Below are 20,305 nucleotides of genomic sequence, written 5' to 3'. Positions count from 1 at the left end.
ACGCCTCCGGTACAGGAGGGGCCCCCGCTTAACACACGTCACGGCGAGGCGGCCTCCTGCCCGGCGCGCGGGAGGTCGCCCGGACCACGGATCACGTAGAGGCCGACGAGCAGCAGGTACGCCAACAGGCTGAGGATCGGGTCGACGAACACCACCGCGAACGCCACCAGGTAGAGCAGCGGGCCGAGCCGGAACCGGCGGGCCACCGCCCGCGCCAGGCGCGGGTCGAGATCCGGGTGCAGCAGTCCCCGCCTGCGCGCCCACCACCAGCTCAGGTTGAAGAAGAACGCCTCGCCGAGCACCGTGCCGACATAGAGCGCGGCGGTCAACCGCTGGTCGCCGGCCGTGCCGCGCAGATTGTCCGCGAGCAGGTTCGCGGTGAACGGGATGGCCGCCACGAACATCAACAACAGCAGGTTGAACACCAGCAGCATCTGGTCCACCCGGCAGACGTAGCGCCACATGTTGTGGTGGGTCAACCAGACCTGGCCGACCACCGCGAACGTGATCACGTACGCCAGGTAGGCCCGCCACTCGTGCCCGAGCGCGGCCGGCAGCCCGCTGTCGTCCGGCGCATTCGGGCCGAACTGGAGCAGCTCGACCGCCATCAGCGTGAGCACGATGGCGATCACCGCGTCACTGAACGCCTCCACCCGGGAGGCGTCCCGCGCCATCTCGCTCCCGCGCCCGAACCGGTACTCCGGCTCCCTGTCCGCCCCCGTCACACCGCCCCCTCACCAGGAGATGATCGCGCGCCGGGGACGGCCCGCGGGGCGGAAGCGTCAGATGATCGCGTCCCCGGCCGGCGCGGGAGTCTCCGCGTCGGCCCGGTGGGCGCGGACCTTGTGCCCGACACTTGTCAGGCAACGGCCGCTGGCCAGGTCGAACTTCCAGCCGTGCAACTGGCAGGTGAGCTGGTCGCCGTCGACGATGCCAAACCGGCTCAGGTCCGCCTTCAGGTGCGGGCAGCGCCGCTGCACCACCCAGCCGTCGAGCGTGATGTCCTCGGCGTCGACCGCCCGCTCGTGCTCGTCGTACCAGCCCTCGGCGTACTGGAGGCGCTCCTCGGAGAGGCACTTGAAGAAGGCGTAGACGAACTCGTTGTACTGGCCGATCCGGGCCGCGGAGAACCGGCAGGAGAGGAAGAGCGAGTTGACCCAGTCCACCTCGCCGATGTGGAGCAGGTGCTCGATCAGCGCGCGTTCGGTGCGGAAGCGGTAGCGGACCTTCTCGTCCGCGTACGGCCGGACCTCCTTACCGGGGAAGTCCACCACGATCGACTCGACGTTTTCTCCGTCGTAGCCCACCAGGTCGAAGCGGACCGGACCGCCGACACCCTTGGCCAGGTAGATCGACTCGTCGAGCAGCGGCTCGATCCGGCGCTTCATCCCGGCCAGCACGTCGATCTCGGGGTGCCGCCAGGACGCCTTCTCCGCCTCGATGACCTGACGCTTGCGCTCCCGCATCTCCTCCAGGTGGGCGACCTTGTTCGCGAAGAACTCCTCGACCGGCTGAGGGTGGGTGGTGGTGGCGCCGGACGTGGTGACCTCGGCGACGCTGCCCGGCAGCAGCACGATGCCGTTGGTGCCGCCGACCTTCGCGTACTCGGCCAGGAAGACCGACTGGTCGGGGAAGATGTTGCCCTCGTCGCCGAAGATGTCGTTGAACTGCCACAGCTCGTCGTCGAGGAAGCACGGCGGGCCGGCGATCGGGAAGACGTTGTCGGCCTTCAGGTCGTCGATGTAGCGCCAGGTGCGGTCGAACTGCCGGTCCCGCTTCTGCTTGCCGAACGCGGTCTTGGCCGACTGCGGCAGCTCGTAGACCATCGGATACCAGATCGCGCCGGAGAACTGGAGCATGTGCGCGTGCACGTGGCCCAGCTCGGCGAAGACGGTCAGGTCGGTGGGGCGGGCGTCGTTCTGGTTGAGCAGCCGGACGCCGTCGTACTCGACCCACAACGACGAGTCGCCGATCGGGCCGTCGGTCGGACTTGTCAACGCCTGGATCATGATCTTCAATCCGCCGGGCAGCTCCACGACCTGCTCGTTCGGGGCCTTGAGGAACTTCGTGAAGCCCAACGCCCGCAGCTCGTCCTCCATCTCGGAGGTGGGGAACTCGGGCAGCAGGACGGTGGCGTCCTTGGAGATGACCTCGCGCAGGTGCTTGGCGTCGAAGTGGTCCCGGTGCAGATGCGACACGTACAGGTAGTCGACCTGGCCCAGCGTCGCCCAGTCGAGCTGCGAGTTGTCCGGGAAGGGGAACCACGAGGCGAAGTAGGCGGGGTTGACCCACGGGTCGCACAGGATGCTGCCCGCGGGCGTGTCGATCCGCATGCTGGCGTGGCCCGTACCGGTCACTCGCACCGTAGTCCCCCTCAAAAAAGGCATCAGGCGTACGCCACGACGCTACCGGAGACAGTGTGGTCGCCGTTCCGCGACGCCTATAGCGGGTCATCCGCGCCCCGTCCGGCCGGACCCTACGCCAAGCCGATCACGGGGCGTGACAGACTAACCGGAGATCCGATCGCGAGGGAAGGACCGACAGTGGCAGGAGACGAGCCGGTAACCGCGCCAGATCAGCACAGGCCCGGGCACCGCAGGTCCGGACGGATCGGTGCGGTGGTGTCGGCGGTGGCCCTGGTGTTGATGGCGCTCTGCGGCACCGAGGAGGGCCGGGTGGAGGACATCTGGCTGTTCGGGATCGCCGCGCTGCTGCTCGCCATCGTCATCGGCGACGCGGTGCTGCGCCGCAACGGCCTGCGGTCCTGACGCACGGCGCCAGCGGTACGCGAAAGGGCCCGCCCCTCGGGGGGCGGGCCCTTCGCTGTCGGCAGCGGGCTCAACGGCCCATCAGGATGTCCTGCACGTCCTTGAGCGCGGCGTCGACCTCCGCCTCGAAGTAGCCGCCGGGCACCAGCCCGAACCGCAGCGTGTCGAGGTCCTTCGGGTTCACCGGCATCGCGTTGCGCCCCTGCATGCCGCCGAGCAGCGTCTCGAAGAACCGGTCGACCTGGTCCGGGTCGTACCCGCTGCCGAACCGGCGGACCTGGAAGCTGCGCCGGATCTGGTCGACCCGGTGGAGGTCGCTGCCGGGCGGCCCGGCCATCGGCGGACCCACCATCGGCGGCCCGGCGGCCGGCGGACCGACGAGCGGCGGACCAGTCATCGAGGGGCCACCGCCGTAGCCGGAGTCCGGCGGACCGTAGCCCGGATCCGGCGGGCCGTAGCCCTGCTGCGGCAGCGCCGGCGGACCGCCCGGGCCGCGTCCGCGCAGCTCACGCAGGTCACGCTCGGGCATCCGGATCTCCGCGGTCATGTCGGCGCGACCGTGCCGGCCCGCCTCGAAGCCGTCGAACCTGTCACTCGGGCCGCCGTACCCACCCTGGCCGGTTTCCGGGCCGTACCCGCCCTGGCCCTGGTCCGGCGGACCGTAGCCACCGGGGCCGGTGTCCTGGCCGTACCCGCTCGGGCCGGGCGGCAGGCCACGCGGCGGCGGGCCGCCGTGGCCCATCGGCCCGCCCGGCGGCGGACCCATCGGGCCCGGACCCATCGGACCCGGACCGGCCGGACCACGCGGCGCGTCGTAGCCGCCGCGGGGGTTGTCGTATCCACCGGCGAACGCGCCGGTCGGCTCGTCGTAGCGGTTACCGTAGCGGTCGGCGGGCGGGCCGGCCTGGGCCGGCATCTGCCGCGGCGGCATCGGCGGCTGCGGCACCGGAGACAGGCCACGGTCGTCGCGCATCGGCGGGCCGAGCCGGTCGGCCATCCGGGGATCGACGCCCCGCCCGCCGGGGGCGCCACCGCGCTCCTCCAGCTCGGCGAGTTGCCGCTCGACCCGGTCGAGGTGCAGGTCGACCTGCCACTCGTCGTAGCCGTTGAACCGGACCCGGAAGACGACGTCGTGGACCTCCTGGGAGGCGACGGGCGCACCCACCGGCTGGCCGTCGAGGGTCGCCTCGACCCGGTCCAGGAAGGCGTCCACCTCGTCGACCTTGTATCCCCGGCGGAGCGCCTTACGCCGGAAACGCTGACCCTGACTCGCCACTATGTCTCCTGGTCTCGTACCGCTACGCGGTTGCCGCGCGTGGGTCGCTGTCCGTGTCCTCGGCGGCGGCGAGCTGCCCACACGCTCCGTCGATCTCGCGACCTCGGGTGTCCCGCACCGTGGTGGACACCCCGGCGTCGCGCAACCGCCGGACGAACTCCCGCTCGACCGGCTTCGGGCTGGCGTCCCAGCGGCTGCCCGGAGTCGGGTTGAGCGGGATCAGGTTCACGTGGGCCAACTTGCCGGCCAGCAGCCGCCCGAGCAGATCGGCTCTCCACGGCTGGTCGTTCACGTCCTTGATCATCGCGTACTCGATGGACACGCGACGCCCCGTCGTGGCCGCGTAGCCCCACGCCGCGTCCAGCACCTCGGACACCTTCCAGCGCTGGTTGACCGGGACGAGCTCGTCGCGAAGCTCATCATCGGGGGCGTGCAGCGACAACGCAAGGGTCACCGAGAGGTCTTCGCTGGCCAGTCGGCGGATGGCCGGGACCAGCCCGACCGTGGAAACGGTGATGTGCCGTTGGGACAGGCCGAGGCCCTCCGGCGCCGGCGACACCAGCCGGCGGATCGCCGCCACCACCCGCGAGTAGTTGGCAAGCGGCTCGCCCATGCCCATGAACACCACGTGCGACAGCCGCGGCGGCGAGCCGGCCACCGCCCCGGAGGCGGCCACCCCGGCCAGGTAGACCGCCTGGTCGACGATCTCCGCGGTGGAGAGGTTGCGGGTCAGCCCGGCCTGGCCGGTGGCGCAGAACGGGCAGGCCATGCCGCAGCCGGCCTGGCTGGAGATGCAGACGGTGACCCGGTCCGGGTAGCCCATCAGCACGCTCTCCACAAGCGCGCCGTCGTGCAGCCGCCAGAGCGCCTTGCGGGTCGCGCCGTCGTCGCAGGCCAGCTCGCGCAGCGGCGTGAGCAGGGTGGGCAGCAGCGTGCCGGCCAGCCGCTCCCGGGTCGCCGCCGGCAGGTCGGTCATCCGCTCCGGGTCGCGTACCAGCCGGCCGAAGTAGTGGTTCGAGACCTGCTTGGCGCGGAACGCCGGTTCGCCCAGCTCGGTGACGAGCGCCTGGCGGCCCGGCAGGTCCAGGTCGGCGAGGTGGCGGGGAGGCATCGTGGGCCGGCGGCCACGGGCGTCGGGGTCTACGGAGATCAGCGGGAGGCTCGTCATGACGGGTCCAGTCTGACACGCGCCGGGCCGGACGCACCCGTCCGTGGGTCCCGAATCGTGACCGACCGGCCATTCCGCCCCGGGCCGCCGAGGTGATCCATCCCTCAGCTCACCACCGGCACGAAGACCGCGAGCAGCAGGTACGCCGTCGGCACCGCGAACAGGATCGAGTCGAGCCGGTCCATCAGGCCACCATGACCCGGCAGCAGGTTGCTCATGTCCTTGACGCCCAGATCCCGCTTGATCATCGACTCGCCGAGGTCGCCGAGCACCGCGGCGCAGGAGATCGCCACCCCGAACAGCGCGCCCCACCACGGCGCCACCTCGAACAGCAGCCACAGCAGCAACGCGCTGCCCGCCGCGGCGGCGGTGACCGAGCCGGCGAAGCCCTCCCAGGACTTCTTCGGGCTGATCCTCGGGGCCATCGGATGCTTGCCGAAGGCCACCCCGGCGGCATACCCGCCGGTGTCGGAGAGCACCACTGCCACAAGCGTGACAAGCACGCGCAGGTGACCGTCGCCGGGCGCGGCTGCGAGCAGCGCGGCGAAGCCGGCGAGGAAGGGCACGTAGACGGCGATAAGCGTGGCCGCGGTCAGGTCACGCTGATAGTTGCCGGGGCCGTCGCCCAGCCGCCAGATCATCGTCCCCAGCACGGTGACCAGCAGCCCGAGACAGAGCGCGTCCGGGCCGGCGAACCAGGCCAGCCCGATCATGATCACCCCGCCGGCGACGAGCGGCACCAGCGGCGGATGGGCGCCGCTGCGCCGCACCGCCCGTGCCATCTCCCAGATGCCGACGGCCACAGCGGCGACGAGCACGGCGAGGAACGCCGGCAGGAAGAAGAAGAGCGGCACCACGATCGCCACGCCGAGACCCAGCCCGACGCCGATCGCCGCCGGCAGGTTACGACCCGCCCGGGACGCCCGGGGCGCGGTGGTCGGTGGGCGCTCCGCGCTCGCCCGCCGCCGGCCCCTCGACCGGCGACCGGCCGGCGGCTCGGGCGCGGGCTCGTCGCGTACCACCGGGAGGTGCTCGGTCGGTTCGTCCCGCACCGGGGCGATCTGCGCGGTCGGATACTCGTCGTCGGGCCGCGGACCGGGCCCCGGCTCGACCCGCCGGCCGCGCTCCGCGACCGGCGGTCCGTCGTACGGCCGCGGCCCGTCGTGGCGCGGCGAACCGTTCGGGTACGGCCGGGCGTACGCATCCCGGTCGGCGGGCGGGGCGTACGCATCCCGGTCGGCGGGCGGGGCGTACGCATCCGGGCCGGGCGCGGGACGTCGCCACGGACCGGGCTCCAGGTCGGTCTCCGGCCAGGGCAGAGCGGGGGCCGGGCGGTCCCAGCCACGCGGCTCGGCGCTGCCGTAGGGGTCGGGGTGGGACATCACGCACCGGCAGACGGTACGAAAGCCACCACATGACGCAAGACCAAGACCATCCCCTACCGGCGTGAGACTTCCTGTTGACCGACCGACGGCCGGGCGATTCCCGCCGTTAACCCCGTAGTGGTCGGGAATCGTGCCGAGCCTACTGCACCCGCAACGCGGCGAGGATCGACGGCGGCGGGCACGACGACGGCACCGGGCCGCCGCCCGGGTCGCGGGCGGCGGCAACGCGGTGCCGTGACGGTACGCGGGCCCGCTCAGACCTCGAGCAGCTCGCTCTCCTTGTGCTTGATCATCTCGTCCACGGTGCCGACGAAGCGCTGGGTCAGGTCGTCCAGGTCCTTCTCCGCGCGCCGGCCCTCGTCCTCGCCGACCTCGCCGTCCTTGACCAGGCGGTCCAGCTCCTCCTTGGCCTTACGACGGATGTTGCGGACGGCGACCTTGGCCTCCTCGCCCTTCTGCCGGGCGATCTTGATCATGTCGCGCCGCCGCTCCTCGGTCATCTGCGGCAGCACGATGCGCAACTGGGTGCCCTCGTTGTTCGGGTTGACCCCGAGGTCCGAGTCGCGGATCGCCTTCTCCATCGCAGCCAACTGCGAGTTGTCGTACGGCTTGATGATCACCATGCGCGGCTCGGGCACCGCGATGGACGCCATCTGCGGCAGCGGGGTCGGGCTGCCGTAGTAGTCGATGGCGATCCGGGAGAACATGGCGGCGTTGGCGCGACCGGTGCGGATCCCGCCGAATTCCTCCCTGGCGTGCTCGATGGCACGCTCCATCTTCTCCTCCGCCTCGAGGAGGGTGTCGTCGATCACCGGTCTCCTCGCCTCCTTCTGTCGCTCGTCGTTGGGCTGTGCTGTGGGGCTGTGGCAGAGGACCGCTGCCGGTCCGGCGGACCGCTCAGGCGGTGATCAGCGTGCCGATCTTCTCACCGCCGACGGCCCGGACGATGGTGTCGTCGCCCTGGGCGCCGAAGACCAGCATCGGCAGGCCGTTCTCCATGCAGAGGCTGAACGCGGCGGCGTCGGCCACCCGCAGGTTACGGCGCAGCACCTCGGAGAAGGTGATCGAGTCGAGCTTGCTCGCCGTCGGGTCGATCCGGGGGTCGGCGGTGTAGACCGCGTCCACGCCGTTCTTGCTCATCAGCACCACGTCCGCGCGGATCTCCAGCGCGCGCTGGGCGGCCACCGTGTCGGTGGAGAAGTAGGGCATCCCGGCGCCGGCACCGAAGATCACCACGCGGCCCTTCTCCAGGTGCCGGATCGCGCGCAGCGGAATGTACGGCTCGGCGACCTGGGCCATGGTGATGGCGCTCTGCACCCGGGTCTCGATGCCCTCCTTCTCCAGGAAGTCCTGGAGCGCGAGGCAGTTCATCACCGTGCCCAGCATGCCCATGTAGTCGGCGCGGGCCCGGTCCATGCCCCGCTTCTGCAACTCCGCGCCGCGGAAGAAGTTGCCGCCGCCGACCACCACCGAGACCTGCACGCCGCGGCGTACCACGGTGGCGATCTGTCGGGCGATGCCCTGCACGACGTCCGGGTCGACGCCGATCGCGCCGCCGCCGAAGACCTCGCCGGAAAGCTTCAGCACCACCCGGCGGGACCGGCCGGGCGGAGGGGCGGTGGGGTCATCCGCCGCCAGGCTCCGGTCACTCACAACCTGCGTCATCCGCCCCGCCCCTTCTCCCCGCGCATCGCGCGGGCATCGCGTACCTGCCCTTGCCGACCCTATGCGACGAGGAGGCCGCGGTGCCTGTCGCGTACACCGGCGGCCTCCTCGTCGACGTTCTCCGTGCGCCCGGACTCACCGGCCGGGCGCGGCGGCTCAGGCCTGGCCGACCTCGAACCGCACGAAGCGGGTCACCTCGATGCCGGCCTCGGCCAGCACCTGCTTGACGGTCTTCTTGTTGTCGGCGACGGCCGCCTGCTCCAGCAGGACGAAGTCCTTGAAGAAGGCGTTGACCCGACCCTCGACGATCTTCGGCAGCGCCGCCGCGGGCTTGTTCTCCTCGCGGGCGGTCTGCTCGGCGATGCGCCGCTCGGACTCGACCGTCTCGGCGGGCACCTCGTCACGGGTGAGGTACTTCGGCCGCATGGCGGCGATCTGCATCGCCACGCCGCGCGCGTCGGCGTCGGCCGCCTCGTCGGTCTTGCCCGCGTACTGCACCAGCACGCCGACCGCCGGGGGCAGATCCTGGCTCTTGCGGTGCAGGTAGACCGCGGTGGTGCCGTCGAGCTTGGCGAAGCGGTTGAGCACCAGCTTCTCGCCGATCTTGGCGGACTGCTCCTGGATCAGGTCGGCCACGCTCTTGCCGTCGAGGGTGCTGGCGAGCAGCTCCTCGGCGTTGGCGGCGCCGCTCGTCACGCCGTGCTCGACGAGCTGCTGGGCCAGCGCGATGAAGGCGTCGTTCTTGGCGACGAAGTCGGTCTCGCAGTTGAGCTCGAGGAGCGCCTGGCCGGAGTGGGCGACGAGACCGTTGGCGGCGGTGCGGCCGGCCCGCTTGCCGACGTCCTTGGCGCCCTTGACGCGCAGGATCTCGACGGCCTTGTCGAAGTCGCCGTCGGCCTCGGTCAGCGCCTTCTTGGAGTCCATCATGCCGGCGCCGGTGAGGTCGCGGAGCTTCTTGACGTCCGCGGCGGTGAAGTTGGACATGACTCTCTCTTCGGTGTCTGTGACTACTGCGGTGGTTTGGTCAAGCTGCCGGTTACCCGGAACCGGGCCGATGTCGCCCCGGTGTGTCCGCCGTGTCCCGCCGCCCTCCGACGGCGGGACACGGCGGTGCGATCACTCCGCGGCGGCGGTCGCCGGCTGCTCGTCGGCCTTCTTCGGCTCCTCGGCGGCGGCCGGCTGCTCGGTGGCGGTCGCCGGCTGCTCGGCAGCGGCGGGCTGCTCGGCGGCGGTCGGCTGCGCGGCGGCGGCAGGCTGCTCGTCGGCCTTCTTCGGCTCCTCGAGCAGCTCGCGCTCCCACTCGGCCAGCGGCTCGTCGGCGCCGACCTGGCCCGCCTCGGGCTTCTCGTCGCCGCCCCGGCCACGGCCGGAGCGGGCGATCAGGCCGTCGGCCACGGCCGCGGCGACGACCTTGGTCAGCAGCTCGGCCGACCGGATGGCGTCGTCGTTACCCGGGATCGGGAAGTCGACCTCGTCCGGGTCGCAGTTGGTGTCGAGCACGGCGATCACCGGGATGCCCAGCTTGCGGGCCTCGTCGACGGCGATGTGCTCCTTCTTGGTGTCGACGATCCAGACCGCTGCCGGAAGCTTCTGCATGTCCCGCAGGCCACCCAGGGTGCGGGTCAGCTTGATCTTCTCGCGAGAGAGCTGGAGGGTCTCCTTCTTGGTGTAACCGGCGGCGGTGCCGCTCAGGTCACCGAGAGCCTCAAGCTCCTTCATCCGCTGGAGCCGCTTGTACACGGTCTGGAAGTTGGTCAGCATGCCGCCGAGCCAGCGGTGGTTGACGTACGGCTGGCCGACCCGGGTCGCCTGCTCGGCGATGGCCTCCTGGGCCTGCTTCTTGGTGCCGACGAACAGGATGCTGCCGCCGCCCGCGACGGTGGTGCGGATGAACTCGAACGCCTTCTCGATGTAGTCGAGGGTCTGGCGCAGGTCGATGATGTAGATACCGTTGCGCTCGGTGAAGATGAAGCGCTTCATCTTCGGGTTCCAGCGCCGGGTCTGGTGCCCGAAGTGGACACCGCTCTCCAGTAGCTGACGCATGGTCACGACGGCCATGGTGGTTAACTCCTACTTTGTCCCTGGTTGTCCGTCCAGCCGGCGGCCGGACGCCTGGCGCCCGGTCGCCGGCCAGGGTGGGCCCGGGTGAAGAACCGGGACCAGGGAGGCCGTCGCCCCACGGGAAGACCGTGGAGAGGACGCGCGAGGTCGACCGCGCGAGGCGGTCGCCAGTTGTCGAGTGTACGCGCTCTCTCCGCACCCCGGCCCCGGGGTGCGGACGCGGTCAGCGCGGTCAGCGGGCGGCGAGCGCGGCGGCGACGAAGAGCACCAGACCGACGGTCAGGTACGCGGTCGGCGGACGCAGCCAGCCGCGACTGCCGTCGGCAAGCGCCAACCCGCCGGTACGCAGGCCGTACAGCCCGGCGCCGAAGATCGGCAGCCCGACCACCAGGAACGTGCCCACCACGACGTGCGACGTCGACACCGGGTCCCCGACCAGCCCGTGCAGCAACACCCGCACCGCCGGCACCTCCAGCACCAGCACCAGGACCGCCAGCAGCACCGCCAGCGCCGGACGCCGGGTCCGGTAGACGCCGTCACCGGGCGGCGGAGTGTCCGACCGGGGCACCACCGCCGGCATCGGGCCGGTCGGCATTTCCAGCGGGTTCACCGGCGCGGCCGGGTCCGCCGCGCCGGTCGGGCGCTCCCCCACGGTCAGCGGGGTGGCCGCGCCGGGGTCCATCCGGCCGCCGAGGGAGATCTGCGTCCCGCCGGCCGTGGCGGGCTCGCCCGACCGTCCGGTGTCCACGATCGGGTAGCCGCCCGGCGGGCCGGAACGGGCCGGATCGGCATTGCCGGCGAGGGCGTCGGCGCCCCGCACCCGGAGCCCGTACGGATCGGTGCCGCCACGAGCGCCGGTGAGCGGGTCGGCCGACGGGTTCGCCGCCCCGCGCGACCCGGTGCCGAGCGCGTCCACGCCGCTGCGGGACAGCGCGCCGAGCGGATCCTCACCGGGCGCGCCGGCCGCCTCGCGGGCCGCCCGGCGACCTGCGCGTCCGGGCAGCTCACCGGAGACCTCCGGGTCGTCCGGTCGCTGCGACCGCCAGCCGCTGGTGTCGTCGACGAGCGGGTCGGCGGTGGAGTAACCCCCGTAGCGGCTCTCGTCGGCGCGCTGCTCCGGGGTGCGGTAGTCGTCGTCGCGGTAGCGCGGCTCCCCAGTTGCGCGCCAGTCCGACTCGTACCCGCGGTCGCCCCACCGCGGTTCCTGCTGATCCTCGGGGTAGCTGCGTCGTCCGTCCACGACCGGCACGGTATGCGACCGGCACCAGCCGCGCCATTCGGGCCGGCTGGGACGTCGCCGCAGCTCACCCGCACCCCACCCGGTCGCCGTGTCGTCACGTGGAGTGACCGCCCAGCTCCTCTAGCAGAAGCGGCGGGAGATCGTGAGCCCGTCCACAAGCCCACCCTCGTCCACAGGCCGGCGGCACGAGGCACCCGCCCGGGGGCCCGTCGGTCTCATCCTGACCGGCATGACGAACCGGAACCAGGCCGTCGGCGCCTACGGCGAGCGGTGCGCGCTGCGGCACCTGATCGAGACCGGGCTACGCCCGATCGTCCGCAACTGGCGCTGCTCCGCCGGGGAGATCGACATCATCGCCTGGGAGGGCGAGGTCCTCGCCATCTGCGAGGTCAAGACCCGCCGTACCGAGCAGTTCGGCTCCCCCGCCGAGGCCGTGGTCCGGGCCAAGGCCCGCCGGCTGCGCGGCCTGGCCGCCCGCTGGCTCGCGGAAACCGGCACCACCGCCGACGAGGTCCGCTTCGACGTGCTCTCCGTCCGGCTGCCGGCCGCCGGCCCCGCCCGGGTCGAGCACCTCCGGGGCGCGTTCTGACATGGGCTACGCCAAGGTGCTCAGCGTCGGCCTGGCCGGCGTGGCCGGACACGTGGTCGAGGTCGAGGCCGACCTCGCCCCGGGCCTGCCCGCCGTGCTCATCTCCGGCCTGCCCGACACCGCGCTGCACGAGGCCCGCGACCGGGTCCGCGCCGCCATCGTCAACTCCGGCCAGAAATGGCCCAACCGCCGGATCACCCTCAACCTGCTCCCCGCCACCCTGCCCAAGTACGGCTCCGCGTTCGACCTCGCCCTCGCCGTGGCTGTCCTCGCCGGCTCCGGCGAACTGCCGCCGGTCGCCCTCGACGCCACGGTCATCCTCGGCGAACTCGGCCTCGACGGCGCGGTCCGTCCGGTCCGCGGCACCCTGCCCATGGTCGCCGCCGCCGCCCGCGCCGGGTACGCGCGCGTCGTGGTGCCCGCCGGCAACGCCGCCGAGGCCGCCGTCATCCCAGGCGTACGCGTGCGCGCGGTCGACACCCTGCACCGGCTCGTCGCCCACGTCCGCGACGGCACGCCCCTGCTGGTCCCGCCCGCACCGGCCCGGGTCGCCGTCCCGCCCGGCCCCGACCTCCTCGACGTCGCCGGGCAACCACTCGGGCGGCGAGCCATCGAGATCGCCGCCGCCGGCGGTCACCACCTCGCCCTGCTCGGTCCGCCCGGCGCCGGCAAGACCATGCTCGCCGAGCGGCTGCCGTCGATCCTGCCGGAGCTGGACGACGAGGCAGCCCTCGAAGTGACCGCGTTGCACTCGATCGCCGGGCTGCTGCCACCCGGGGGCGGGCTGCTGCGCCGTCCCCCGTTCCAGGCGCCGCACCACACCGCCACCGTGCCGGCGCTCGTCGGCGGCGGCTCCGGGCTGGCCCGACCCGGCGCGGTGTCGCTGGCCCACCGGGGCGTGCTCTTCCTCGACGAGGCCCCCGAATATGGCAAGGCCGCGTTGGAGGCGTTGCGCCAGCCACTGGAGAGCGGACTGGTCCGGGTCGCCCGCACCCGGGGCGCGACGGAATACCCGGCCCGCACGCAACTGGTGCTCGCCGCCAACCCCTGCCCCTGCGCGAAGCCATCAGGGGACATCGACTGCGAGTGCACCCCGCTGGCCAGGCGGCGGTACCTGGGACGGCTGTCGGGCCCACTGCTCGACCGGGTCGACGTGCAGGTCCGACTGCCACCCGTACGCGCGGCGGAGTTGCTGCGGACGGACGCGCCGCACGAGTCCTCGGCCACTGTGGCCGCCCGGGTGGTCGAGGCCCGCCGCGCCGCGGCCGACCGCTGGGCGTCCACCGGGCACCGGGTGAACGCCGACGTCCCCGGCCCCCACCTGAGACGTCCGCCATGGCACCTGCCGGTGCGGGTCACCCGGGAGCTGTGCCGCCGCCTGGACACCGGCTCGCTGTCGGCGCGCGGATACGACCGGGTCCTCCGGCTCTCGTGGACCATCGCCGATCTCGACGGGCGGGATCGACCCGACGAGCACGACATCGCGGAGGCCATCCAACTGAGGACGGGAGAGGGCACGTGAACGAGAGCGACGACCGCAGGCTGGCCCGGATCGCGTTGACCTGGCTCGCCGAGCCGGGCACCCGGTCGGTGCACGGCCTGGTCGAGCGGCACGGCCCGGTGGCCGCGCTCGACCTGCTGCTGTCCGGTGAGGCGCCGGACCGGGCGCTCCGGGCGGCCGTCGCGGTCCGGACGGCGGCCGGCGACGCCCGCGCGGTCGCGGCGGAAGCGCTGGCGCGCGCCGAGCGGCTCGGGGCGCGGCTGGTCACCCCGGCGGACGACGAGTGGCCGACGCGGGTCGCCGACCTCAGCAATCTGCGGCTGCCCGAGGCGACACGTCGGGTCGATGTGGAGACCGATCCACCGCTCTGTCTCTGGGTACGCGGCGGCTGGCCGCTCGGCGAGACCCTGGCCCGCTCGGTGGCCGTGGTCGGCGCCCGGGCGGCCACCCCATACGGCTCGCACGTCGCCACCGAGCTGGCTTACGGGCTCGCGGATCGGGAGTGGACTGTGGTGTCCGGCGGGGCGTTCGGCATCGACTCGGCGGCGCACCGCGGGGCGTTGACCGCCGGCGGGCGCACAGTCGCCGTGCTCGCCTGCGGGCTGGACCGCCCGTACCCGATGGGCAACGCCGCGCTGTTCGACCGGATCGCCGAGACCGGCCTGCTGGTGAGCGAATGGATGCCGGGTGCGGACCCGCTGCGTCCACGGTTCCTCATCCGCAACCGGGTCATCGCCGCGGCGACCCTGGGCACGGTGGTGGTCGAGGCAGCCGCCCGGAGCGGCGCCACCCAGACCCTCAACCGGGCGCTGGGTCTCGGACGGCCGGCGATGGTGGTGCCGGGGCCGGTCACCTCCGCCATGTCGGTGGGCGGGCACGAGGTGCTCCGCGAAAAGCCCGAGACCCGGCTGGTCGCCAACGTGGCGCACGTCCTGGAGGAGGTGGGCCGGATCGGGTACGACCTGGCGCCGCTCGCGCGGGCCCCACAACGGCCCCGGGACCGGCTCGACGACGACGCCGCCCAGGTGCTGGAGGCGATGCCCCGCCGCCGGACGATCGACCTGGAGAACATCGCGGCGCGGGCCGGGGTGGACCTGCGCACCGCGATGCGCAAGTTGTCCATGCTGGAGGAGCTGGCCCTTGTGGTACGCCGCGACGACGGCTACGCGCTGGCGCCGACCGACGACATGCGCGGCACGCGCCCGCCGACCGACGCGCGGCACGGCGCGCTGGCGCCGACCGACGACCGGCGCGACGCCGGGGCCGACCGGTGAGCGCACCTGCGGCGTCAGTCGCCCTCGAACCGCAGCTCGACGTCGCGGACCTCCAGGCACCGGTGCGCGAGCCGGGCCAGCCGGCGGATCTGGTCGACCTCGCGCGGCGCTCGGGCCGCCTCCAGCAGGCAACGCAGTTCGGTGAGCAGGTGGGGCACCTGTCCGGCGTCCACGGTCAGCTCACCGAGCGGATCGACGCGGTCCAGCAGCGGGGTGCGCCCACCGCCCCGGACCCGCGTGAGCAGGTCGAGCAGCACGTCCTGCCGGTCCGCCACGACCTCGATCGACACGTACGACGGTCGGCGGCGGTCCGCCCCGGCCCGCACCCGCCGGTAGAGGACGGCATCCACTCCCACGCCCGGTCCCTCCTCGCACCGACGTCACCGTCGCGGGTACGCCCTGCCCGATCGGGGCGAGCCGGCCCGATCCGACCGGCACCGGCTTCTTCGCAAGACGAGTTTCCCCTGTCCAGAGCACTTCGGGCCACCCCCCGTTCGGCGTCTACCGGTGGCTTCCGGTGCCACCATCGCGTCGCACGCTCCCCGAGCGACGCCATCGGGCCGCCGGTGATCGCGGGCCGGGCGGCCCCAGGCGGCCGTAGTCTGGGGCGGTGTCCCACCACAGCACCCGACACCGTCGGCGCGACCACACGCGCCGGGCAAGGGCGGAGACCCCAGGTGGGTGAGCGGCGGCGCGGCACGCGGGTCGCGCACCAGGAGTTGCCGACGCCGATGCGCGAGGCGGTGGACGACTTCGCCGATTATCTGGCCCGGGTGCGCAACCGCTCGGCGCACACCGTCCGCGCGTACGTCACGGACCTCGTCTCCCTGCTTGACCACGCCGTGCGGATGGGCGCCACGGAGCTGGCCGAGCTGGATCTCGCGGTGCTGCGCAGCTGGCTGGCCAAGCAGCGGACCATGGGGACCGCCCGGACGACCCTGGCCCGCAGGGCCGCTGCCGCCCGCACCTTCAGCGCCTGGGCGCACCGGGCCGACCTCCTTCCGGCCGACGTCGCCGCGCCGCTGGCCAGCCCCCGGGCGCGCCGGGAGCTGCCCACCGTCCTGCGCGCCGACCAGGCGGCTGCTCTGATGGACGCCCCGGCGCGGGCCGCGACGGCGGCAGACCGGCCAGCGCCCGGCAGCGGGACGGGCGACGGCGGGACGGGCGACGACGAACCGCCCGACGTGGTGCTGCTGCGGGACCGGCTGTTGCTCGAACTGCTCTACGGCACCGGGGTGCGGATCAGCGAGGCGTGCGGTCTGGATGTCGCCGACGTCGACCAGGGCCGCCGGGTGGTACGCGTGCTGGGCAAGGGCGGGCGGGAGCGCGCGGTGCCGTACGGCGTGCCGGCGCAGCGGGCGCTTGACGTGTGGCTGGGCGCGGGCCGGCCGGCTCTGGTGACGCCGGGTTCGGGCGGCGCGTTGCTGCTCGGCGCCCGGGGCGGGCGGCTCAACCCGACCACCGCGCGGCGGATCGTGGCCGACTGGACCAGCGCGGCCGGGGTGCCGCGGGTGACCCCGCACGGGCTGCGCCACTCGGCTGCCACCCACCTGCTCGAAGGCGGCGCGGACCTGCGTGCCGTCCAGGAGCTGCTCGGGCACTCGTCGCTGGCGAGCACACAGATCTACACGCACGTCTCGGTCGAGCGGCTGCGGGCGGCCTACCGGCAGGCGCACCCACGGGCCTGACCGAAGCGGCGGGGCGATGATCCACGGCGGGCTAGGATCGACGGATGACGGTGCCGCAGCCGCCCGAGCCGATTCCCGGGGCTCGGCTGCTCTTCTCCCTCGACCCGTCCGTCAGTCATCTCAACCACGGCTCGTTCGGCGCCGTGCCGATCGCCGTGCAGCGCGCCCAGCAGCGCCTGCGCGACGAGATGGAAGCCAATCCGCTGCGGTTCTTCAGTGCGGGCCTGGTCGACCGCATCACCCACGCCCGGCGGCACCTCGCCACCTTCCTCGGCGCCGACCCGGACGGCACCGCCCTGGTCGGCAATGTCACCGCCGGTGCGGCAGTGGTGTTGCAGTCGCTCGCGCTGCGGCCCGGTGACGAGGTGCTGACCACCGACCACGGGTACGGTGCGGTCGCCCTGTCGGTGGCGCGGGAGTGCGAGCGGACCGGGGCGGTGTCCCGGACCCTGCCGGTGCCCTTGACCGCCACCGACGAGGAGGTGGTCGAGATCGTCCGGGCGGGGCTGCGCCCCGGGCGGACCCGACTGTTGATCGTGGACCAGCTCACCTCGCCGACCGCCCGGCTGTTCCCGGCGGCGGCGCTCGCCGCGGTGGCGCGGGAGCGGGGCGTGCCGGTGCTTGTGGACGCGGCGCACGCGCCCGGCATGTTGCCGACCACGGTGGCGTCGGTAGGCGCCGACTTCTGGGTCGGCAACCTGCACAAGTGGGCGTACGCGCCGCGCGGCACCGCAGCCCTCGTGGTGGCGGAGCCGTGGCGGGAACGGATCCAGCCGCTCGTCGTCTCCTGGGAGCAGGGCAGCGGGTTTCCCACCCGGGTGGAGTGGCAGGCCACCCTCGACTACACCGGTTGGCTGGCCGCCCCGGTCGGCCTGTTCACCCTGCGTAGCCTCGGTGTGGATCGGGTCCGCGCGCACAACGCGGCGCTTGCCGCGTACGGGCAACGGGTCGTCGGGGACGCGCTGGGGGTGGCGCCGGAGCGGCTGCTCGCGCCCGGCGGACCGGCGGTCGCCATGCGGCTGGTGCCGCTGCCGGCGGGCGTGGCGACGACGTTGGACGCCGCTCGGGCGTTGCGGGCCCGGATCGCGGACCGGCTCGCCGCGGAGGTGTCGGTCGCCGGTTGGAACGGGCGCGGCTACCTGCGGCTGTGCGGTCAGGTCTACAACACTCCCGACGAGTACGACCGGCTGGCGGTGCGGCTGCCCGCGCTGCTCGCCCAGGGCTGAGCGTCGGCCGGTCGGGCGAGCGGCAGGAGCCGGGCCCGGCCCAGCCCGAGCAGGCTGAGCGGGTCCAGGTAGTCGGCGTCCCGGCGCAGCCCCCAGTGCAGGCAGGCCGAGGCGGCGCAGCCGGGGTGCCCGGCGAGCAGCTCGCCGATCGGGGTGCCGGCGTCGACCTGGTCGCCGGCCGCGAGCCGGGGCCGGACCGGTTCGTAGGTGGTGCGCAGCCCGTCGCCGTGCCCCACGGTGACCACCGGGCGTCCGGCCACCACGCCGGCGAAGAGGACCGTTCCGGCGCCCGCGGCACGGACCTCGGCGCCCGGCTCGGCCACCAGGTCGACGCCCCGGTGCCCGGGCAGCCAGGGCTCCGGCGGCGGGTCGAACCGCCGGGCCAGCCGGGGCGGGCCGGGTAGCGGCCACCGGAAGCGCGCCGCGCCCGCAGTCGGGGGCAACGCGGCTGACGACGCCGGACCCGCGGACAGCGCCGGGCCGGCCGGGGGCGCGACGGGTTCGGCCGGCAGGCCCGGCACGAGGAGCAGGAGCAGCAGCAGGGCCGGGCCGGTCGGGAACCTCATGCGTCGCACTCTGCCCGCCGGGCCCGACGCGAGGCGACCGGCCGGGATCGCCGCTGTGGACAGACACCGGGTTGTGGACGGCCCGCGAAATCGGGGCGGATCCGCTATGGCCGGTCCGCCTATGCTGGCCGCGTGACGAAGGACTGGCTCGCCTGGCACCGCGACTACGACCAGCCCGACTCCGCGTTGTCCCGGCGGCTCGACGAGGTGCGGCGCCGGATCGCCGAGGTGCTTGACGCGGCGCCGCCCGGCCTGCTGCGCGCGGTAAGCCTCTGCGCCGGTCAGGGCCGCGACCTGATCCCGGTGCTCGCCGCCCACCCGCGCGGCGGCGACGTGACCGCACGCCTGGTCGAGCTGGATCCGCGCAACGCCGACCTGGCCCGCCGGTCCGCCACCGACGCCGGGCTGACCGGCGTGGAGGTGGTGACAGGCGACGGGGCGGTGACCGACAGGTACGCCGATCTGGCGCCCGCGGATCTGGTGCTTGTCTGCGGCGTCTTCGGCAACATCGGCGACGACGACATCCGCTCGACGGTGCGGCACTGCGCGTCGCTCTGCGCCACCGGCGGCACGGTGCTGTGGACCCGGCACCGGCGGGCGCCGGACCTGGTGCCCACCATCTGCGACTGGTTCGCCGAGGAGGGCTTCGTTCCGGTGGCGGTGAGCAGCCCGGCCGACGACGTGGGCGTCGGCGCGCACCGCTTCACCGGCACGCCCCGCCCGCTGGCGACCGGCGCGCGGATGTTCGAGTTCGTGGGCTACGACGAGTTGGAGCGGCGATGACCACCGTGGACGACGTCAGCCGGCCCTCCCGGGTCGCCGGGCCGGACGAGGCGATCAGTGCCGAGGAGCTTCAGCTCGCCGCGCGCAACCACGGCATCCCGCTTGAGGCGTTGCGCTACGACGTGACTCCGGCGGGGCTGCACTACCTGCTCATCCACTACGACATCCCGGACGTCGACGACAGCGCGCACATGCTTACCGTGTCCGGGGCGGTGGAGCGCCCGCTCCGGCTGGACCTGGCGGCGCTGCGGGCCCGTCCCCGGGTCACCCACCAGGTCACGCTTGAGTGCGCCGGCAACGGCCGGGCGTTGCTGCACCCGCGGCCGGTCAGCCAGCCGTGGCTGGTGGAGGCCGTGGGCAACGCCGAGTGGACGGGCACCCCGCTGGCCCCCCTGCTGCGGGCGGCCGGCCTGGCCGACGACGCGGTGGATGTGGTCTTCACCGGCGCCGACCACGGGGTGGAGCGCGGCGTCGAGCAGGACTACCAGCGGGCGCTGCCGGTGGCCGACGCGCTGCGCGAGGAGGTGCTGCTGGCGTACGAGATGAACGGCGCTCCGCTGCTGCCGCAGCACGGCGCCCCGCTGCGGTTGATCGTGCCGGGCTGGTACGGCATGGCGCACGTCAAGTGGCTGCGCGACATCCAGGTGACGACCGCGCCGTTCGACGGTTACCAGAACGCGGTGGCCTACCGGCTGCGGGCCGACGCCGACGACCCGGGCGTGCCGGTGACCCGGATCGAGCCTCGCGCGCTTGTGCGTCCGCCCGGCTTCCCCGATTTCATGTCCCGCACCCGGGTGGTGCGGGCGGGCCGGTGCACGGTGGACGGTCGGGCCTGGTCGGGGCACGGGCCGGTGACGTCCGTGGAGGTGACGTTCGACGGCGGCGACACGTGGACGCCGGCGAGCCTGGACGAGCCCACCGGGGGTGGGTGGGCGTGGCGCCGGTGGTCGGTGGAGTGGGCGGCTACGCCGGGACGCTACGTGCTGGGCGCCCGGGCGACGGACGCCTCGGGGCGGACGCAGCCGGTGGAGCAGCCGTGGAACCGGGGTGGGTTCGCGAACAACCTGGTGCAGCGCGTCGCGGTGGTGGTGCCGGCGGAGTGATCCGCTCCGGCG

The 20,305-nt window shown here is 73.5% G+C and carries 20 protein-coding genes; 8 read left to right on the top strand and 12 right to left on the bottom strand.

The features are described 5' to 3' along the window. Positions 1–38 precede the first annotated feature (38 nt). On the bottom strand, positions 39–674 hold the full coding sequence (locus SM450_RS04135) for a TMEM175 family protein (protein ID WP_474618277.1): 636 nt from the start codon (positions 672–674) through the stop codon (positions 39–41). Positions 675–782: 108 nt separating this feature from the next. After that, positions 783–2,363, bottom strand: a complete 1,581-nt coding sequence (locus tag SM450_RS04130; protein ID WP_474618276.1) for a Rieske 2Fe-2S domain-containing protein — start codon at positions 2,361–2,363, stop codon at positions 783–785. 180 nt (positions 2,364–2,543) lie between these two features. Between SM450_RS04130 and SM450_RS04125 the strand changes: the two genes are divergently transcribed. Further along, complete coding sequence (locus SM450_RS04125; RefSeq protein ID WP_281584433.1) at positions 2,544–2,768, top strand: DUF2631 domain-containing protein; 225 nt, start codon at positions 2,544–2,546, stop codon at positions 2,766–2,768. A 70-nt stretch (positions 2,769–2,838) separates the two neighbouring features. Here SM450_RS04125 and SM450_RS04120 read toward each other — a convergent pair whose 3' ends face one another. The 8 genes from SM450_RS04120 to SM450_RS04085 all read right to left on the bottom strand — a co-directional run bounded on the left by SM450_RS04120 (position 2,839) and on the right by SM450_RS04085 (position 11,572). Then, a complete protein-coding gene (locus tag SM450_RS04120) occupies positions 2,839–4,044 on the bottom strand; it encodes a DivIVA domain-containing protein (protein WP_474618275.1) in 1,206 nt (401 codons plus the stop codon). A 22-nt stretch (positions 4,045–4,066) separates the two neighbouring features. Next, on the bottom strand, positions 4,067–5,212 hold the full coding sequence (gene rlmN / locus SM450_RS04115) for a dual-specificity RNA methyltransferase RlmN (RefSeq protein ID WP_474618274.1): 1,146 nt from the start codon (positions 5,210–5,212) through the stop codon (positions 4,067–4,069). Positions 5,213–5,316: 104 nt separating this feature from the next. After that, positions 5,317–6,594: a phosphatidate cytidylyltransferase gene (locus SM450_RS04110; protein WP_474618273.1), complete on the bottom strand. Its 1,278-nt coding sequence runs from the start codon at positions 6,592–6,594 to the stop codon at positions 5,317–5,319. A 257-nt stretch (positions 6,595–6,851) separates the two neighbouring features. Next, on the bottom strand, positions 6,852–7,409 hold the full coding sequence (frr, locus tag SM450_RS04105) for a ribosome recycling factor (RefSeq protein ID WP_474618272.1): 558 nt from the start codon (positions 7,407–7,409) through the stop codon (positions 6,852–6,854). Between the two features lie 85 nt (positions 7,410–7,494). After that, on the bottom strand, positions 7,495–8,262 hold the full coding sequence (pyrH, locus tag SM450_RS04100; RefSeq protein ID WP_036345766.1) for a UMP kinase: 768 nt from the start codon (positions 8,260–8,262) through the stop codon (positions 7,495–7,497). Positions 8,263–8,418: 156 nt separating this feature from the next. Then, the gene (gene tsf, locus SM450_RS04095) at positions 8,419–9,246 is read right to left on the bottom strand and encodes a translation elongation factor Ts (protein WP_474618271.1); all 828 of its coding nucleotides are present in this window, start codon (positions 9,244–9,246) and stop codon (positions 8,419–8,421) included. Positions 9,247–9,378: 132 nt separating this feature from the next. Further along, a complete protein-coding gene (gene rpsB, locus SM450_RS04090; protein WP_474618270.1) occupies positions 9,379–10,320 on the bottom strand; it encodes a 30S ribosomal protein S2 in 942 nt (313 codons plus the stop codon). A gap of 235 nt (positions 10,321–10,555) precedes the next feature. Continuing rightward, a complete protein-coding gene (locus tag SM450_RS04085) occupies positions 10,556–11,572 on the bottom strand; it encodes a hypothetical protein (protein ID WP_474618269.1) in 1,017 nt (338 codons plus the stop codon). Between the two features lie 220 nt (positions 11,573–11,792). Between SM450_RS04085 and SM450_RS04080 the strand changes: the two genes are divergently transcribed. From SM450_RS04080 to SM450_RS04070, 3 genes are read left to right on the top strand one after another with little or no spacing between them, the layout of a single operon-like run. Beyond that, positions 11,793–12,152, top strand: a complete 360-nt coding sequence (locus SM450_RS04080; protein WP_474618268.1) for a YraN family protein — start codon at positions 11,793–11,795, stop codon at positions 12,150–12,152. Position 12,153: 1 nt separating this feature from the next. Beyond that, positions 12,154–13,674 carry a YifB family Mg chelatase-like AAA ATPase gene (locus SM450_RS04075; RefSeq protein WP_474618267.1) on the top strand — a complete coding sequence of 507 codons (1,521 nt, stop codon included), beginning with the start codon at positions 12,154–12,156 and terminating at the stop codon, positions 13,672–13,674. Next, positions 13,671–14,927, top strand: a complete 1,257-nt coding sequence (locus tag SM450_RS04070; RefSeq protein WP_474618266.1) for a DNA-processing protein DprA — start codon at positions 13,671–13,673, stop codon at positions 14,925–14,927. Before SM450_RS04075 ends, SM450_RS04070 begins: the two co-directional genes overlap by 4 nt. A 14-nt stretch (positions 14,928–14,941) precedes the next feature. Here SM450_RS04070 and SM450_RS04065 read toward each other — a convergent pair whose 3' ends face one another. After that, positions 14,942–15,283, bottom strand: coding sequence for a hypothetical protein (locus tag SM450_RS04065; RefSeq protein ID WP_474618265.1), 342 nt, complete (start codon positions 15,281–15,283; stop codon positions 14,942–14,944). Between the two features lie 375 nt (positions 15,284–15,658). On the opposite strand from SM450_RS04065, the gene SM450_RS04060 reads away from it, so the two are divergent. Further along, complete coding sequence (locus tag SM450_RS04060; RefSeq protein ID WP_474618368.1) at positions 15,659–16,615, top strand: tyrosine recombinase XerC; 957 nt, start codon at positions 15,659–15,661, stop codon at positions 16,613–16,615. 44 nt (positions 16,616–16,659) lie between these two features. Then, a complete protein-coding gene (locus tag SM450_RS04055) occupies positions 16,660–17,841 on the top strand; it encodes an aminotransferase class V-fold PLP-dependent enzyme (RefSeq protein ID WP_474618264.1) in 1,182 nt (393 codons plus the stop codon). Here SM450_RS04055 and SM450_RS04050 read toward each other — a convergent pair. Further along, positions 17,775–18,407 (bottom strand): M23 family metallopeptidase, encoded by a 633-nt coding sequence (locus SM450_RS04050; protein WP_474618263.1) that lies wholly within the window; start codon positions 18,405–18,407, stop codon positions 17,775–17,777. The two genes, SM450_RS04055 and SM450_RS04050, sit on opposite strands and share 67 nt — an antisense overlap. A 132-nt stretch (positions 18,408–18,539) precedes the next feature. On the opposite strand from SM450_RS04050, the gene SM450_RS04045 reads away from it, so the two are divergent. Together SM450_RS04045 and SM450_RS04040 are read left to right on the top strand one after the other, a co-directional pair. Then, positions 18,540–19,190, top strand: coding sequence for an SAM-dependent methyltransferase (locus tag SM450_RS04045; protein ID WP_474618262.1), 651 nt, complete (start codon positions 18,540–18,542; stop codon positions 19,188–19,190). After that, the gene (locus SM450_RS04040) at positions 19,187–20,293 is read left to right on the top strand and encodes a sulfite oxidase (RefSeq protein ID WP_474618261.1); all 1,107 of its coding nucleotides are present in this window, start codon (positions 19,187–19,189) and stop codon (positions 20,291–20,293) included. The genes SM450_RS04045 and SM450_RS04040 overlap by 4 nt, the downstream gene beginning before the upstream one ends. Positions 20,294–20,305: the final 12 nt, after the last annotated feature.

It is taken from the genome of Micromonospora marincola, from assembly GCF_056150385.1.
This window is presented reverse-complemented; position numbering and strand designations above follow the sequence as displayed.

Coding starts and splice junctions, on each gene's coding strand:
- pyrH (WP_036345766.1), bottom strand. CDS start 8,262: ATGACGCAGGTTGTGAGTGACCGGAGCCTGGCGGCGGATGACCCCACC.
- tsf (WP_474618271.1), bottom strand. CDS start 9,246: ATGTCCAACTTCACCGCCGCGGACGTCAAGAAGCTCCGCGACCTCACC.
- rpsB (WP_474618270.1), bottom strand. CDS start 10,320: ATGGCCGTCGTGACCATGCGTCAGCTACTGGAGAGCGGTGTCCACTTC.
- SM450_RS04055 (WP_474618264.1), top strand. CDS start 16,660: ATGACGGTGCCGCAGCCGCCCGAGCCGATTCCCGGGGCTCGGCTGCTC.
- SM450_RS04050 (WP_474618263.1), bottom strand. CDS start 18,407: ATGAGGTTCCCGACCGGCCCGGCCCTGCTGCTGCTCCTGCTCCTCGTG.
- SM450_RS04060 (WP_474618368.1), top strand. CDS start 15,659: ATGCGCGAGGCGGTGGACGACTTCGCCGATTATCTGGCCCGGGTGCGC.
- SM450_RS04135 (WP_474618277.1), bottom strand. CDS start 674: ATGGCGCGGGACGCCTCCCGGGTGGAGGCGTTCAGTGACGCGGTGATC.
- SM450_RS04080 (WP_474618268.1), top strand. CDS start 11,793: ATGACGAACCGGAACCAGGCCGTCGGCGCCTACGGCGAGCGGTGCGCG.
- SM450_RS04110 (WP_474618273.1), bottom strand. CDS start 6,594: ATGTCCCACCCCGACCCCTACGGCAGCGCCGAGCCGCGTGGCTGGGAC.
- SM450_RS04040 (WP_474618261.1), top strand. CDS start 19,187: ATGACCACCGTGGACGACGTCAGCCGGCCCTCCCGGGTCGCCGGGCCG.
- rlmN (WP_474618274.1), bottom strand. CDS start 5,212: ATGACGAGCCTCCCGCTGATCTCCGTAGACCCCGACGCCCGTGGCCGC.
- SM450_RS04075 (WP_474618267.1), top strand. CDS start 12,154: ATGGGCTACGCCAAGGTGCTCAGCGTCGGCCTGGCCGGCGTGGCCGGA.